Source organism: Luteibacter pinisoli, from assembly GCF_006385595.1.
Classification (GTDB): domain Bacteria; phylum Pseudomonadota; class Gammaproteobacteria; order Xanthomonadales; family Rhodanobacteraceae; genus Luteibacter; species Luteibacter pinisoli.
Genome location: NZ_CP041046.1, coordinates 3,867,578 through 3,881,819 on the forward strand (window position 1 = coordinate 3,867,578; position 14,242 = coordinate 3,881,819).

The 14,242-nt window shown below is 62.6% G+C and carries 15 protein-coding genes; 6 read left to right on the top strand and 9 right to left on the bottom strand.

Annotated features, from left to right (window positions below):
- The first annotated feature begins 87 nt into the window (after nt 1-87).
- Nucleotides 88-1,743 carry an OFA family MFS transporter gene (locus FIV34_RS17580; RefSeq protein ID WP_139984816.1) on the top strand — a complete coding sequence of 552 codons (1,656 nt, stop codon included), beginning with the start codon at nt 88-90 and terminating at the stop codon, nt 1,741-1,743.
- A 223-nt stretch (nt 1,744-1,966) separates the two neighbouring features.
- The gene (locus FIV34_RS17585) at nt 1,967-2,257 is read left to right on the top strand and encodes a hypothetical protein (protein ID WP_139984817.1); all 291 of its coding nucleotides are present in this window, start codon (nt 1,967-1,969) and stop codon (nt 2,255-2,257) included.
- 34 nt (nt 2,258-2,291) lie between these two features.
- Here FIV34_RS17585 and FIV34_RS17590 read toward each other — a convergent pair whose 3' ends face one another.
- Nucleotides 2,292-2,597 (bottom strand): hypothetical protein, encoded by a 306-nt coding sequence (locus FIV34_RS17590; RefSeq protein WP_139984818.1) that lies wholly within the window; start codon nt 2,595-2,597, stop codon nt 2,292-2,294.
- A 206-nt stretch (nt 2,598-2,803) separates the two neighbouring features.
- Between FIV34_RS17590 and FIV34_RS17595 the strand changes: the two genes are divergently transcribed.
- Nucleotides 2,804-5,020: a YfhO family protein gene (locus FIV34_RS17595; protein WP_139984819.1), complete on the top strand. Its 2,217-nt coding sequence runs from the start codon at nt 2,804-2,806 to the stop codon at nt 5,018-5,020.
- Nucleotides 5,021-5,059: 39 nt separating this feature from the next.
- Here FIV34_RS17595 and FIV34_RS17600 read toward each other — a convergent pair whose 3' ends face one another.
- Both FIV34_RS17600 and FIV34_RS17605 read right to left on the bottom strand, forming a co-directional pair.
- Entirely contained in the window at nt 5,060-5,341 is a 282-nt protein-coding gene (locus FIV34_RS17600) for a hypothetical protein (protein ID WP_139984820.1), read from the bottom strand.
- 193 nt (nt 5,342-5,534) lie between these two features.
- Nucleotides 5,535-5,894: a hypothetical protein gene (locus tag FIV34_RS17605; RefSeq protein WP_139984821.1), complete on the bottom strand. Its 360-nt coding sequence runs from the start codon at nt 5,892-5,894 to the stop codon at nt 5,535-5,537.
- Between the two features lie 125 nt (nt 5,895-6,019).
- Between FIV34_RS17605 and FIV34_RS17610 the strand changes: the two genes are divergently transcribed.
- Complete coding sequence (locus FIV34_RS17610; protein WP_139984822.1) at nt 6,020-9,019, top strand: sensor histidine kinase; 3,000 nt, start codon at nt 6,020-6,022, stop codon at nt 9,017-9,019.
- Here FIV34_RS17610 and FIV34_RS17615 read toward each other — a convergent pair.
- Nucleotides 9,012-9,731 carry a hypothetical protein gene (locus FIV34_RS17615; RefSeq protein ID WP_139984823.1) on the bottom strand — a complete coding sequence of 240 codons (720 nt, stop codon included), beginning with the start codon at nt 9,729-9,731 and terminating at the stop codon, nt 9,012-9,014. The two genes, FIV34_RS17610 and FIV34_RS17615, sit on opposite strands and share 8 nt — an antisense overlap.
- A gap of 39 nt (nt 9,732-9,770) precedes the next feature.
- Nucleotides 9,771-10,523, bottom strand: coding sequence for a helix-turn-helix domain-containing protein (locus FIV34_RS17620; protein ID WP_170207650.1), 753 nt, complete (start codon nt 10,521-10,523; stop codon nt 9,771-9,773).
- A gap of 157 nt (nt 10,524-10,680) precedes the next feature.
- Here FIV34_RS17620 and FIV34_RS17625 point away from each other — a divergent pair, with 157 nt between their 5' ends.
- Together FIV34_RS17625 and FIV34_RS17630 are read left to right on the top strand one after the other, a co-directional pair.
- Nucleotides 10,681-11,310, top strand: a complete 630-nt coding sequence (locus FIV34_RS17625; protein ID WP_139984825.1) for a response regulator — start codon at nt 10,681-10,683, stop codon at nt 11,308-11,310.
- 124 nt (nt 11,311-11,434) lie between these two features.
- On the top strand, nt 11,435-12,205 hold the full coding sequence (locus tag FIV34_RS17630) for a hypothetical protein (RefSeq protein ID WP_139984826.1): 771 nt from the start codon (nt 11,435-11,437) through the stop codon (nt 12,203-12,205).
- 580 nt (nt 12,206-12,785) lie between these two features.
- Here the strand turns inward: FIV34_RS17630 and FIV34_RS17635 are convergent.
- Genes FIV34_RS17635 through FIV34_RS17650 form a run of 4 tightly spaced genes read right to left on the bottom strand, consistent with a single transcriptional unit; the run spans nt 12,786 to nt 14,242 of the window.
- The gene (locus tag FIV34_RS17635; RefSeq protein ID WP_139984827.1) at nt 12,786-13,202 is read right to left on the bottom strand and encodes a hypothetical protein; all 417 of its coding nucleotides are present in this window, start codon (nt 13,200-13,202) and stop codon (nt 12,786-12,788) included.
- A gap of 45 nt (nt 13,203-13,247) precedes the next feature.
- Nucleotides 13,248-13,475 (bottom strand): hypothetical protein, encoded by a 228-nt coding sequence (locus FIV34_RS17640; RefSeq protein ID WP_139984828.1) that lies wholly within the window; start codon nt 13,473-13,475, stop codon nt 13,248-13,250.
- The gene (locus FIV34_RS17645) at nt 13,475-13,735 is read right to left on the bottom strand and encodes a hypothetical protein (protein WP_139984829.1); all 261 of its coding nucleotides are present in this window, start codon (nt 13,733-13,735) and stop codon (nt 13,475-13,477) included. The genes FIV34_RS17640 and FIV34_RS17645 overlap by 1 nt, the downstream gene beginning before the upstream one ends.
- Before the next feature lie 45 nt (nt 13,736-13,780).
- On the bottom strand, nt 13,781-14,242 hold the full coding sequence (locus FIV34_RS17650; RefSeq protein WP_139984830.1) for a hypothetical protein: 462 nt from the start codon (nt 14,240-14,242) through the stop codon (nt 13,781-13,783).

Sequence of the window (14,242 nt, forward strand, 5' to 3'; positions counted from 1 at the left end):
CTAGACCAAAGAACGCTTTATCCGCCTCCCGGTCCATGGGAGTATCCCCCCGCTGGTTTCGCTCGCGATAACCCTGGGGGAAAACGTATGGATGACGCAGTAAGGGGCGGCGCTGAGCCGTCGGGGCGTGGTGCGGGCTCCGTTCTGGCCCGTGAAAACACCATTGCCGGGCCGCGCTTCAACCGCTGGCTGGTACCGCCAGCCGCCTTGGCGATTCACCTGTGTATCGGCATGGCCTACGGCTTCTCGGTGTTCTGGCTGCCGATGAGCAAGCTGGTGACCGAGGCCGACCCGGCCCTGTGTGCCCAGCTGGGCTTCTTCGACCAGCTGTTCTCCACCGGCTGTAACTGGACCGTCCCGGCGGTCACCCACATCTTTGAAACCTTTATCGCCATGCTGGGTATCTCGGCGGCGATCTGGGGTGCCTGGCTGGAACATGCCGGCCCGCGCAAGGCGGGTTTCATCGCCGCCCTTTGCTGGGGTGGCGGCCTGCTGCTTGCCGGCATTGGCGTCTCCATCCACCAGCTGTGGCTGGTGTTCCTGGGGGCGGGTGTCCTGGGCGGCATTGGCCAGGGGCTGGGCTACATCACCCCGGTCTCTACCCTCATTAAATGGTTCCCGGACCGGCGCGGCCTGGCCACCGGCTTTGCCATCATGGGTTATGGCGGTGGCGCGCTGATTGGTGCACCGATTGCCGTGGCCTTGATCGGCAAGTTCACCACTAACGGCGTACCTGGCGTGGCCTCCACGCTGATGGTGATGGGCGTGCTTTACCTGGTGGTGATGACCGCCGGTGCGTTCGGCTTCCGGGTACCGCCGTCGGGCTGGCGTCCGCTGGGCTGGACCCCGCCGGCGGAATCGGCGAACAAGCTGATCACGAACCGCCATGTGCATCTGAATCGCGCGTGGAAAACCCCGCAGTTCTGGCTGCTGTGGATGGTGTTGTGCATGAACGTCACCGCGGGCATTGGCGTGTTGGCGATGGCCAGCCCGATGTTCCAGGACGTCTTCGGCGGCAAGCTGCTCGGGCTGGATGCATCGGTGACGCTGACGACCGAGCAGAAGGCGGCGATTGCCGCGTCGGCGGCGGGGCTGGTGGGCCTCATCAGCCTGTTCAACAGCCTGGGGCGGATTTTCTGGGCGTCGATGTCGGATTTCATGGGACGCAAGGTCACGTACTTCGTGTTCTTCGCCCTCGGTATCCTGCTGTATTGCACCCTGCCCTCGCTCGGCCATGCGGGCCACGCAGCGCTGTTCGTTGCCGCGGTGTGCGTGATCCTCTCGATGTACGGCGGTGGCTTCGCTACGGTGCCGGCGTACCTGTCGGATCTGTTCGGTACGCAGATGGTCGGCGCGATCCACGGGCGGTTGCTGACGGCTTGGTCGGTGGCGGGCGTCGCTGGTCCGTTCCTGATTGCGGCGGTCCGCCAGGCGCAGCTGGACGCAGGCGTGGCGAAGAACCTGGTCTACGACCGCACGCTTTATATCCTCGCCGGGCTGCTCGTCATCGGCCTGATCTGCAACCTGCTGGTGCGGCCGGTGAATGAAAGCGCGCTGATGACGGAAGCCGAACTCGCGCACGAGAAGTCGTTGCAGCGCGAGACGGCGGAAGTCTCGGCACGCGCGCAGGATGCGGCACGGGGCGGCTTCGGCGTCGTCGGCCTGCTTGCCTGGGCCGCGGTGGGCATTCCGTTCCTTATCGGCGTGTGGATTGCGATTGGGAAGGCGGCGGCGTTGTTCTAACGCAACGCTCCAATACGAATCACCCGACGGCGCCCTGCTATGGCAGTGGCGCCGTTTTCTTTTGCCATAAGGCGCATGCCGTACCAATAGCCAGTGAGACGTGGGCCGCCAAACTGAACGTGAAGAGCTCATGCACGGACTGATTCAGTTTTCCGCAAGGAATTCGAGGGCATATTCGAAATGGCAGTTCACCCGGCCTCGTGCCCCGTACGGAGATAGACCCATGCGCAACCTCACCCTGCTGTTGGCCGCCTCGTTCGGCCTCGTCGTGGCCTCGAGCGCCTTTGCTTCCGACCGGCCCGATCCGGGCAAATTGACCACGAAATGCCTCGATGCCGCAGCCAAGAAGTTCGACGTGAAGAACGATTATGTCCAGCTGCAGCCGATCCAGGCTGCCGATTCCGGCTATTCGATTGCCGGCGTTGCCGATGCGGGCATGGACGGCAAGAAGAACTTTACGTGTGAGTTCGACAAGAAGGGCAAGATGGCGAATCTTGTTCCCGAAGGTAAGTAATCAAGGATCAGGTGCCGCGCGCAGGGCGCGGCGCCTATTTGCCACCGAGGCAAGCGCCTCCAGGCATGACCTGGCAGGCCTTGCCTGTTTTTTTGTCGACGATGAACATCAATGGCCAGCCACGCGTGGTTGGGCCTTCGGTAACCCATTCCACGTTGGATTTGCTGTTAGGCGTGGGTACCAACGTATAGCGCTTCACGCCAGGCAGCTGCGCGCTGCTCAGCCTGCTCAGACTGTAGGCGGTCGGCGAGCTGATCCAGGCTGGTGGCTCGGCCATCGCCGGCACGCTGACCGCGAGTGCGATGCCAAAGAAGCAGAACGGTGACTTGAGGCTCAGCATGGCTATCCCTTGCTTCTGGGGCGTGGAGTCGGTGCATCGAGTTTAGGCCTACAAAGACGATCAGGTCGCGCGATCGTGGGCTATCAGTGCGCTCCCGTAATCTCGCCCGCAACGAAAGTTCGTAGATGATTTTCAGAATCCTTCCATAGAACTAAGCGTCCGCATGCAGCCGAATACGCGTTTCGTCAGGATGGGGCGACGACGCCATGCGCCAACTGCTGTTTCGACCGCTCACGCTGATCATCATCAGTTGGTTCTGCATCAACGCGCCGCTGTTGCTCGGCTTCCGCGTCCTGCCAGGTGATGCCGTCAACGAGTTCTATCCCATGGTCCGCTTCAACGTGGACACCCTTCGCTCGGGTGAGATGCCTTGGTGGAACCCTTACATCTTCTCCGGATATCCGCAGGCCGCGGATCCCCAGGCGATGCTCTTTTCGCCGCTGATCACGTTATGGATGCTTCTGATTGATCGACCGGGCACCACCTGGTTTGTTTGGTCCGTTTTGCTGCACGTCCTCCTGGGGGCTCTTAGCTTTGCTGCCTTCCTGAAACGCCTGAAGGTCACCGACGTCGGTGTCGTTGTCGGAGCGCTGGTCTTCATGGCCGGTGGCGTTGCGGCATCTCGCCTTCAGCACGTACCGATTGTCGTCGTGTACGGCTTCCTTGCGCTGACTATGCTCTCCCTCGTTCGCTTCATGGAACGGCCTTCCATGGTTCGCGGCTTGGTGCTCGGAAGCTCAGCTGCAGGCATGGTGGTCCAACCCGTCCAGTTGACCTATCTCGCCTTCTGGATGTTGCTATCGCTAGTTGCAGGCGGTGTGTACAAGGCGTGGCCGAGGCTCAACGTCCGGCAGCGGTGGGTCTCATCAGCCGCCCTACTAACGGCCGGTGTCGTCTGCACCGCTCTGTCGCTACCGCAGATCCTCCTCACCAGTGCCTTTCTGGCGGTCTCGAACAGACCGACGCTTGATGTCGCGGTGGCACTCGACATGTCCGTGGGGCCGGCGTCCGCCCTGACACTATTTCTTCCCAACGCCTTGCAGAGCCTTCGAGGCACTTATTGGGGCTCCGTCGATCGCATCGAGACATTCCTCTATATCGGTGCACTTCCACTCGCGATCTTACTGGTCGAATGGCGCCATCTCGTCAGTCAGGCCGTCCGAAGCACCTGGTGTCGCTACTTCGTTGGCCTGCTGGTTATGTCTGCGATTTATGCTGCGGGAAGTCATACACCGATCTACCGGTTTCTCTACGAATACGTACCGGGCGTGAATCTCTTCAGGCGCCCCTCGGATGCGCTCTACCTGGCCAACGTGGCGCTGGCTGCCCTCGCTGCCGTGGCTGTGTCGTCCCCGAGGCTCACGTCGCAGGTATGCCTCCGCAATGCCCTTGTCGTCAGCCTTCTGTTAGCAATGGCGGGTACGGCCTCGATGCGGGGCGACGGCGAGGACTGGTTCGTTCCGTCCATCCTGCTCCCCGTAACACTGGTGGCCGGTTGCGCGTGGCTATTACGAACAGACCATCCGCGTTCGCTGGCTGCGGTATGCGCGATCTGCCTTGTCATCGACTACCGCTGCTTCAACGTGAATGGCGAATTTAACCACTTTCGTAATACGCCGGAGAAGTACGGCAAAGAAGGGGCGGTGCGGTTTCTGGTGAACGAGTCCAGGGCAGCCGACGGAGCCACGCCGGTGCGTGTCGAGGTTAATGGTCTCGGTGCCGTCTGGAAGAACATGGGATCCGTCTACGGCATCCATGGCACCCAAGGCTACGGCCCGTTGCGATGGGCTCTCTACGACCGATGGTACGGCGCCTATGGCGACGGAAACGGCCCTCGGCCGTCGACCCCGGTGAATGCTTCGATCGACAGTCCGATGAACCGCCTTCTCGGCGTCCGATATGTCGTGTCGGAGAGTACCGGGATTGAAGCGACGGATCCCTCGGTCATCTATTCGGATGCCAAGGCAAGCGTCCAGCGCATGGAGATGCCTTATCCACGGGTTCTGACGCCTTTTCGCGGGAGCGTCGTCGATCCGAGCGACCTCTCCCGCGTCATGAGCCACTTCGACACGATGGATTTCAGCGAAGCGCTGATCCTCACCGCGCGCAGGCCAGGCGAAGATGAAGCCATCGCGCGTGCCGCGAGGATATGCCAGGGCAGGTCAAAGGTTCGGACGGCGCGATGGGGCAACAATGAGCAGCTGCTTTCCGTAGAGAGCTCCGCGCCGGCCTGGGTCGTAGTGAGCGAGTTGGACTTTCCTGGGTGGGTTGCCACAGTCGATGGCGAGGAGGCCCAGCATTTCCGAGCGAATGGCCTGTTCAGGGCCATCTGCATGCCTGCAGGTCAGCACCACCTCCGCTTTTCGCTCGATCCCATCGCGATGATCAGGGAAGCGATGCTTCGCCCAGCCGCGTGGCGCTGAGCGAGAAAGGCGCGCTCATAATCTGATCACCTATCAACGCTAGCCTCTCTGCAATCCTTCAATCCAATCGGCCACGTCACGAAGGGAACCTGACTGCGAAAAAGGGTCGTCAATGGTGACCACCATTGGCGAACCGTCGCTATCAGCATCGTCTGAGGGCCGGTTAAAACCAAATGCCTGGCTCAGAGCATCCTCTATTATAGCCGGCCCCAGATCCCCCCAATCCGTCAAACGTGCATCCTCTGAGACGGATTCAATAGGAACGTTCAAGCAACTCGCCACCACCGCCCGAACCTTGTCGAGAGTTTTCTGCGTCGCCACGTCGCGCTCCTTGCCATGCCATGGGCTTTCAGCGTACCGAGTTCGTGGCCCCATAGGTCAAAAAATCACGATGCAACTGCGGCACGTGACTCGTAAATCGTTGATCCTTCGCGACAAGTAACTGGTCTTACCGAGAAGGGGGCCGATCGCTACGCCACCCTTATGCCCTCGTCACTCGCGTCGACGCGGTGAATCACGACAGTGAACGTATCAAAGGCCCATACAGCACACCTAAAAATGCCCCTATGAGCGTGCGCCCACCGAGGAGGAAGATGGCCGTCAAGTGATTTGCGTAGAACTTGTCACGTCGTGCCAGAAGCATTTCTTTAGCCTCCCGCACAGCGGGTCCATCGCTCGCCCTGATTGATTCCAACGCCTTGAATATCAAGCCGCTCGTCGCCGAAATATCGTCACGGACGTCGAAGCGCTCCCCTCGCTCCTGCACCATCTTCCTCGCCTCGGCAACCGACCTGACCCACCAGAGCATGTTCCGCAGTGCAAAGGCGACGCCAGGCACGGCGCCGAGTAGAAAGCCTATTCCCCCGTTATCCATGCGAACTCCCCTAACCCGCCAAAGGCAAGGATACCCATGCCTTCGGGCAGGACCGCAAACGCTTGCATCAGCAAGCATTGCCCTGCACGATTCCGGAAAGGCTTTGCAATCGAGGGGTGGGATTCGTGCGGTGGAACAGACGCTTCGCTGACTGGGCGCCGTCGCGGACGATCCTGGCCCTGCTTCTGGGGGCCATGCCCGTGGCCCCGGCGCTCGCCACCCCAGCGGACATCCCCGGCTACGTCACCAGCGAGTGGCGGACCCGCGACGGGGCGCCTGGCGACATCCGCTCCATGGCGCAGACGAAGGACGGCTGGCTGTGGCTCGGTACCTCGTCGGGCCTGTTCCGCTTCGACGGCCAGACGTTCGCCGCGCATGACCTCCTACCGGATACGTTTCCGGGCTCGCGCGGCGTCACCGACATGGCCGCGCTGCCCGATGGCGGGCTTCTCGTCATGTATGGCGGAGCCGTGGTCATGCACCTGGCCGCCGACGGCGTCACGGCCACCCGCCCAGACGGCTTACCCGCCGACAGCGTCGACGGCGTGATGTTCGACGGCAGCGGCCGTGTGTTCGCCGCCGCCGAAGGGAAACTCTTCACACTGACCGGCGACCACTGGACGCTGTGCCACGCGCCGTCGTGGCGCCTACCCGCAACACCCGTCGACGGCGCCACCCTCGATGCCAGCGGCGCGCTCATCGTGAACGCCGCCGACGGCGTCTATCGCCTGGCGCCCGGATCCAACGCGTTCGAGCGCGTCAGCGGCGTGGATCCGGCGCCGGAGCAGCATCTCTTCGGCACCGCCGACGGCCGCATGTGGCGGACACGCAAGGCAGGCTTCGAGCTGCTGCCCGGTCTCACCGCGGGGAACCTGGCCATCGGCTCAGGAAGCAGCATCTTCGCTAACGACGGTCGAGGCGCGTTCTGGTCGATGCAGCAGGGATGCCCGAGCCTCTGCCTGCGACGCGAAGGCCTCGATCCCGCCCAGGGCTCCATGAGCGCCCCGGCCCTCTACCGGCTCCCTGAGGGCCGGGACGGGTTGTCCGCCATGAGTCTCCTCGCGGACCGTGCAGGCAATCTCTGGGTCGGCGGCAAGGACGGGCTCGTCCGCTTCCACCCCACCGATGTCCGCCCCATGGATATGGGCTACGAAGCGTTTTACTTCACCCTGATGCCGATGGACGACGGCAGCATGCTCGCCGGCGCCGAGTCCAACTGGAAGAGCGACGACCTCGTCCGCTTCACACCCACCGGGCGCGTCGTCGTGGCACGGGGCGCGCATACCCACGCCCTGGCGCGATGGCCGAATGGAAAGGTCTTGCATGTGGATCGCTCCGGGCCACTCAGCGTGGTCGACGGCAACCGGCTCGTTCCGTGGTCCGCGCGCCCCGACAAAGCCAATGATGTACTAACGCTGGTCGCACTCCCTGCCGGCAACGATCGCGCGTGGGTCGGCCTGGCAGACATGGGCCTGTTCCTTGTCACGCCGCAGGCGTGGACGCCCGTCGGCGCTGCGGAAGGCTTTCCGAAGCAGTCACCGTCCGTCGGTGGCAACGATGACGCCGGACGCACCTGGTTCGGTTACGCCGACGGCAAGCTGCGCGACGTAAAGGACGGTCACGTCGTTGAAGGCGGCACCTACGACACCGGCCTGGGCGCCGTCACGGCACTCCTTCCGGGCAAACCGCTCATCGCGGGCGGCGAACAAGGCGTCGCGTGGTTCGACGGCAAGGCCTTCCATCCGCTGCGATTGAGGACGCCCGGCATCCTGCGCGGCGTCACCGGACTGGCGAGAACGGCCGACGGCGCACTCTGGGCTTATGGCCGTGCCGGCCTGGTACGTATCGACGGCGAAGCCTTCAAGGCTGTTATGGAAGGCCGCGCCAACGACGCCGGTTACCGCATCCTAACCAACGATGACGGCCTGGCCGGTGGTGCCCAGCAATCGCGCAGCTTCACCAGCCTCACGGTCGACGCCAAAGGCCTCTTGTGGGCCGCCGGCGCATTGGGCCTCGTCACCGTGGATCCGGCCACCGTCAAGCCACCCTCGCCGGTGCGACCGGTGATCCTTTCCCTTGCGAGTGGACACCACGGCCCCCTGCCCTCGCACGGCGCGACGCTGCCTCCCGGCGATGCATCGCTCGAAGTGGCGTTTACCGGCCTGTCGCTGGACGACCCAAAACATGTGCAGCTGCGCTATCGCCTGCGCGGCAGCGATGACACCTGGCACGACGCGGACGGTGCCGATACGGTCCGGTTCGACCAGCTGGCACCCGGCAGCTACCAGTTCGAGCTACAGGCGCGGAACAGCGAAGGCGAGTGGTCACCGGTGGTGTCCTCGTCGACGATCGTGCGGACGCCCGCGTTCACCGAGACGCTTTTGTTCCGCTGCCTCGTCGGCCTCGCGTGCCTCGCTGCCCTGTTCATCCTTTACACGCTCCGCATGCGGTCCGTGCGACAACGGCATCGTGAGCGCATCAACGCGAAGCTGGCCGAGCGCGACCGCATTGCCAGCGAACTCCACGACTCCATCCTCCAGGGCACGCAGGCCATCGCCATCCGCCTGTCCGGCTGGGAACTCGACACCACCGTTCCTGAATCGATGCGCGAGCGCATCAAGGTCGTGTCCCGGCAGATGAAGGGCATCGTCCTGGAAGGCCGTGCGCGCGTGGTCGCGTTACGTAGCGTCGGCCAGGGCGGCATGTCGCTCTCCGATGCGCTGCGCCTGATCGGCGACGATCACGAGGAGGCCTCGGAGACGGCCTTCGAACTGTTCGTCGTGGGCGAGGAAACCGAGCTACCGGATGCGGTCCAGGTGCCCGTCCTCGACATCCTCAGGGAAGCCATCCACAACGCGTTCCTGCATGCGCAGGCGGCGAGGGTCATGGTGACCATCGACTTCTCGGCCGGCACGCTGCGGGCAACGGTGCAGGACGACGGGTGCGGCTTGCCGGCCGACGTGCTCGAGGCAGGCCGTCGGCCGGGCCATTGGGGGCTGGTCATTATGCGCGAGCGTGCCATTGCCGCGGGCGCGGACTTTGCCATGGCAAGCAGTGCGAAGGGAACGTCGTTGACACTGACCATCGCCATCGCTGCCGCATCGGCCCGGCGGACGGTTACGTAAAACGGAAGTCCGAAAGGTCCACGCCGACGATCAGCGGCTCGGCAACCGAGGTGTTGTCCTCCGTGCGCGGGAAGATCCGCAGGCGTGTCGGCATCATCAGGCCCTGCACCGCAACGTAGTCGGAGATATAACGGGCCGCCGCATTGTTGCCCTGGATCTCCACTTCGTAGTCATGGCGACGGCAAAGGCCATCGGCATCGAAGTAGAACGTCTGCACCTTGCTGTGGGTGGCGAACGTATCGGGAAACGTCGCGCGAAGCCGGCGCCAGGGCTGGCCGTCGACATGCCACGGCTCGATCTCCTCCGTGACGATGCCGTCGCCAGCAAGCACGAACGGCAGGCGAAGATAGGTCGACATGGTGTAGCCCGCGAAGTAAGCGAGCTGCGTGTTGGACCAGGGCGTGTTGAGTTCAAACCCGGCAAAGGACGCACGCGGTTCGTCCAGGGTCTCGGTGACTGCGCCCTCGGCGTTCAGCAGGGCGACGCGGCCGGGCGTGAACAGGGAATGGTCTCCCGATGGCAGGAACGGCGTGTGCGAGACCACCTGCTTCTTGAGGTCGGCCGTCACCGTCGCATCCGTGAGAACACCCTCGCGCTGCTTGAGCGCCCACAACACACCCGAATGGTGCAGGCGGGCAGAAACGGAAGAGAACGCGTTGTATCGCTCCATGCCGCCAGCGGCGCGGAGGGCAAATTCCAGAAGGTTATTCATCGTCGTCTCAAGGCAAGGGAAGGAACGGGCGAACAGGTGTCACGCGGCCATCGTGCTGTGCCGCCTGCGCCACGTGCCGGGCGGCACACCCACCACGCGGGCAAACTGGCGATTGAAATGGCATTGCTCACTAAAGCCGCAGGCAGCCGCCACGGCTTCCAGGGTGACGTCTTCATTCGAAAGCATCCGCTGGGCAAGCTGGACACGGCGATGGATGACCCACTGCCGCACGCTGATGCCGAAGCTCACCCGGAATGCCGCGGAGAAGCGCGATGACGACATGCCACACCGCGCAGCGACGTCGGCCGTGACGAAGCCATCGGCGAGGTGGTGATCCATGTACGCCACGGCCTGTACCCGCTGCCACTCGGCGAGTTGGCGGGCGGGCTGAGGTTTCGGCTGTGGCGGAGCGGGCGGCAGCGCCAGCGACGCCAGACGCAAGGCCTGGGCCACTTCAAGCGAGGCACCGACCGAGGCAGGATGCTGCTCAAGGAGGCGCACGAGGATCGCCGCCAGCCGTGCCGCTATGGGCATGTCGTCGTGGCTGCCGGGCACCGGGCGAAGGACAAGGCCCGAGGTCGGCCTGCCCGGCTCGTTGCAGTAGGCGACAAGAAGTGGCTCGCCCGATGTCCCTGCGTAGTCGATCGTGTCCAGGGCCTGGCGCGACCACAGCGTATCGAGGAGGCGATCCAACACCGGGCCGGTGTGTGCGGTAACGGTGCCCTGCGGCGGTGCGACGAGGACCCCGGCGGACGGAAGCGTGCGTAGTGTCGCTGACATATCGGGTCGCATGCGGGTCTCCTGCATCGTTCATGGACGGCCTATGGGCGCATTAGGCCCGGGCCGTTCACGCCCCCGATACCCTCGTTATGGGCAAAAAATGCACGTGCGGAAAATGCCTCTTTCGAGCGTTGCGGAGGCCGCCACCGGTCCCGGAGAATGAAAGGACATGACCACACCCTCGCCCATCCGCGTACTCATCGCCGACGACCACCCCGCCATGCGGGAGGGTCTCGCCCATGCGGTGTCGCTGGAGGCAGGCATGCAGGTCGCCGCGCAGGCGGGGGACGGCCTCGAGGCCGTCGACCTGTTCCGGGAACACCGCCCCAACGTCACGCTGATCGACCTGCAGATGCCGCGGATGAACGGCATCGAGGCCATCGCGGCCATCCGGGAAATCGACCGCAAGGCGGTCATCGTCGTGCTGACCACCTACCCCGGCGATGCCCGCGTAATGCGGGCGCTGGCCCTGGGGGCCACGTCGTACCTTCTGAAATCGTCAACGACCAGCGAAATCCTCAGCGCCATCCGCTCCGCGCTCGACGGCCGCCAGGTGCTCGGGACCGACCTACGCCGGGATATCGCCACGCATGCGGGTTCCGAACAGCTGACCAAGCGCGAGCTCAGCGTGTTGAAACTGGCCGCGATGGGTTACGGCAACAGGGAAATCGGCGAGGCACTCGGGGTGTCGGAAGAGACGATCAAGTCGCGTATCCGGAGCATTCTTGGGAAGCTGGACGCGAGTGATCGGACGCATGCGGTGACGTTGGCGATCCAGCGGGGGTTTTTGGAACTCTGACAGCTCGGCCGGTGTGGTGTCGGATGCTTCCGGCTCGTTCGCTGACCGGGCTATATTCTCGTCCGGCAGTGGCGACCACGGGGAAGCCAGCCTATTGAGGCCGTGAGACATGACAGGGATTTCGATGCTCACCATGGCGCCTGATGCGGTAGCCACCTCTCAGGTGCCCGATAACGCGTTGGGCTCGATGGAAACGCCACTTAGCTTCACTGAGCTGAACCGCCGGCTTAGCGCTATCCCGGACTACGACTCGGCGCCGCCCAAGAGGCGACGCCTACCTGCCATCGGATTCCTCGTCTCATTGCTGGCCTACGCAGGAACGCTCGTCGTTGCGAAGCTGCCGATCAACGGTAAGGTGCAAGTGGCGTTGATGCTTCTCCTACTGGCCGTAGAGATCGGAGGTGTTGCCATCAATTTCTGGTTCTCTCGCCGGGAGTTCGTCAGCCTGCTCAGGCCCTTCGAAGACTTTGCAGGCCAGCTCGACCACGATTTTCCCTACCATTTCCAGATTCGCACGTGGCTGATCGGTCAGCCACGGGACGTACTGAGCAAGCATGCCTCCATGTCCAAGTACCGCCGGGAACGGTATACCCAGAAGCTTCCGCTGCTTGCGGGAAGCATATCGACGCTGGGCATCGTCCCCGTCCTGGTGGCGGTCTACTTCCAGGGTCGGCAAATACTCGAAGGCCACGCCATTACTTGGATCGACGGCCTGTTCGGGTTCCTGTTGCTCTTGTTCTACTTTCTAACCTGGACGTCGACGCTGACCAAGAGCCGGCTGGAGGCTATGGATATGCATCTTCAGGATGCGTGGACCGACGTTCAGACGACGGACGCCGCGACCAAGTCGGATGCATCGACCGACAGTTCGACGGCTAAAGATCTCAACACGTAGAGACGCTCGCACCGTTGAGTCATCGTTATGCACTTCGCCTTCTACCCTCAGCAGCCCAAACCATTAGCGTGAAAACGATGCCGAAGACCGCGCCATATATAACGTGTGCGGTCGCGCGTGGAATCGCGTAGTGCAGCAAAAAGTGTCGATCGAGCCAAGTGGGCCAATCCTTAGGAAAGATCGGAGAGTCGACGAGTAGCCAAAAAATCAGACCGTATAGGGCACCTCCCAGAATGTAACGACCACGGAACTTGAACCAGCGATCGACCACGAAGAGGAGCGGGAGGCCCAAGATGGCCGTCACGAGAACTCCGATGGCAAAGAATCCCAGGAGACCGCGCCACTGCCTTATGAACGCGCCGCCATTGAACAGAGCAATCACAAGGAATGAGGATGCGGCAAGCCCACCACAGAGTAGGAGCAGAAGACACCTGATGACCCACGGACTAAGGCGATTAGTTACTGGCATACGTTGATCTGCTTTCCTTCGCAGCTGAGTGATGCAGCGCACCGAGGCTGCGGCACGGGCGACTGCAGCGACCAACTCGTCTCAGCGGCGCCCCGGCCGATCAAGTGTGTATTAAGACCCCACAGGGATGTCGAGCAAGTTACCTGCGTCGTCCTGGAATGAGTGGAACCCGACTTCCGGCTCTTCCGGCCAGGCGTCATCGACCAGAGAGAAGGCTTCGAGCTCAACGATAGTTCCCTCCTGGCCGACCCACACAACGAAACTAGCCAGTCCAGGGACGGGATCGTCCCGTATTGCGGTGACGGTCGGCGGATAGGACTTAACCGGTAGTCCGTCCTCTCCTCGCGGAACGACGACCCCAACGATGGGGCCGGCGCTCGTGAAGTGAGTGGTCGCTCCACCGGCGAAGACCTCGCGCCGGTCGACCGAAAGATGCGGAACCTGACTACGCAGGGCGTGTCGCCAGGGCTCATCGCCGCGCAAGGCCAATCGCAGGACCTTGAGTTCAAACTCGGATAGGTCACTCATGGCGGCCTCAAGATTCAGCTGAAATCGACCTGCCGTCAGACTTCCCTACCCACGCCGCAGTGAGCGCTCACCCGACCACAAGTCGACGTAGGTGAATATGCTCAATACTTTCGACACCAAGTCTTCGCCGACGGAGTCGATCACTGCGGTCGGTATCGAGACCCCGACGCGCCCGTCTGAGACAGGAAATACTTCAGACGAGATGCCCGCATCGGAAAGCGCCTGCGCGACAAGAGCCGCATTCGTGTCTTCGATAAGAATTTGCATACCCATCAGCGCTTGATCTCCACGGCACACAGATCGCTCAATCCGGTGGAGAGGCGCCCCAAGATGTCCTCGGTGACGTTCTGACCTCTGACGTCGTAGAAGAGACGGCAACGAGAAAGATGGGCGGGCAAATGCGCTCGTGCATTAAGGATGCGTGCCCGGTTGTATTCAATACTCCGGGAAACGTGCTCATCGCTCGACAGACTGTGGTTCGATACGAAGATGAACTCTCCGCGCTCTTCGCTTACGAATTCGGGAGTAATCATGGGCGACCCGCATCCTCACAATATATTTCACAGGAAATCATAGAGCTAGTCGCTTACTTTTGCCCAGAACGGCTCATCGAAGCCGGAGAGAGCCGCGATTTCTTCTAGCGACCGTCCCGTGTCTGCCAGGTACGCAGGCATATCGACGCGCGCCACTCGGACAGGTTTCAGTTTCCCCCAATCCTCAAAAAAATCGGCGCAAGAAAGCGCGCACTCTTCAAAAGCGTCGAAGTAAGGACCAAATACGGCTTCGTCATACGGCCGGCCGTATGACGGACCGTCTCCCGTGAAACGCGCGCCACGGAGAGTCTCTCGCACGTGCTGCATCAGAGTCCTCGCTTCAGGAAGATCCGAAAGCGGCACGAACGTCCGAAATATCTTTTCATGAAGGTCGTCGCCGTGAGGATGTGTAGACGCAACTTCCTTGACGAGTCGAGACAGCGTCAACATCCGCTCTCGATCCCCAAGGTCGTACATGTAACTACCGCCAATAAAGCCCACCGCCAT

Coding starts and splice junctions, on each gene's coding strand:
- FIV34_RS17590 (WP_139984818.1), bottom strand. CDS start 2,597: ATGCTGAGCCTCAAGTCACCGTTCTGCTTCTTTGGCATCGCACTCGCG.
- FIV34_RS17585 (WP_139984817.1), top strand. CDS start 1,967: ATGCGCAACCTCACCCTGCTGTTGGCCGCCTCGTTCGGCCTCGTCGTG.
- FIV34_RS17640 (WP_139984828.1), bottom strand. CDS start 13,475: ATGGGTATGCAAATTCTTATCGAAGACACGAATGCGGCTCTTGTCGCG.
- FIV34_RS17630 (WP_139984826.1), top strand. CDS start 11,435: ATGCTCACCATGGCGCCTGATGCGGTAGCCACCTCTCAGGTGCCCGAT.
- FIV34_RS17595 (WP_139984819.1), top strand. CDS start 2,804: ATGCGCCAACTGCTGTTTCGACCGCTCACGCTGATCATCATCAGTTGG.
- FIV34_RS17645 (WP_139984829.1), bottom strand. CDS start 13,735: ATGATTACTCCCGAATTCGTAAGCGAAGAGCGCGGAGAGTTCATCTTC.
- FIV34_RS17620 (WP_170207650.1), bottom strand. CDS start 10,523: ATGCGACCCGATATGTCAGCGACACTACGCACGCTTCCGTCCGCCGGG.
- FIV34_RS17580 (WP_139984816.1), top strand. CDS start 88: ATGGATGACGCAGTAAGGGGCGGCGCTGAGCCGTCGGGGCGTGGTGCG.
- FIV34_RS17650 (WP_139984830.1), bottom strand. CDS start 14,242: ATGGCGGTGGGCTTTATTGGCGGTAGTTACATGTACGACCTTGGGGAT.
- FIV34_RS17635 (WP_139984827.1), bottom strand. CDS start 13,202: ATGAGTGACCTATCCGAGTTTGAACTCAAGGTCCTGCGATTGGCCTTG.
- FIV34_RS17625 (WP_139984825.1), top strand. CDS start 10,681: ATGACCACACCCTCGCCCATCCGCGTACTCATCGCCGACGACCACCCC.
- FIV34_RS17615 (WP_139984823.1), bottom strand. CDS start 9,731: ATGAATAACCTTCTGGAATTTGCCCTCCGCGCCGCTGGCGGCATGGAG.
- FIV34_RS17605 (WP_139984821.1), bottom strand. CDS start 5,894: ATGGATAACGGGGGAATAGGCTTTCTACTCGGCGCCGTGCCTGGCGTC.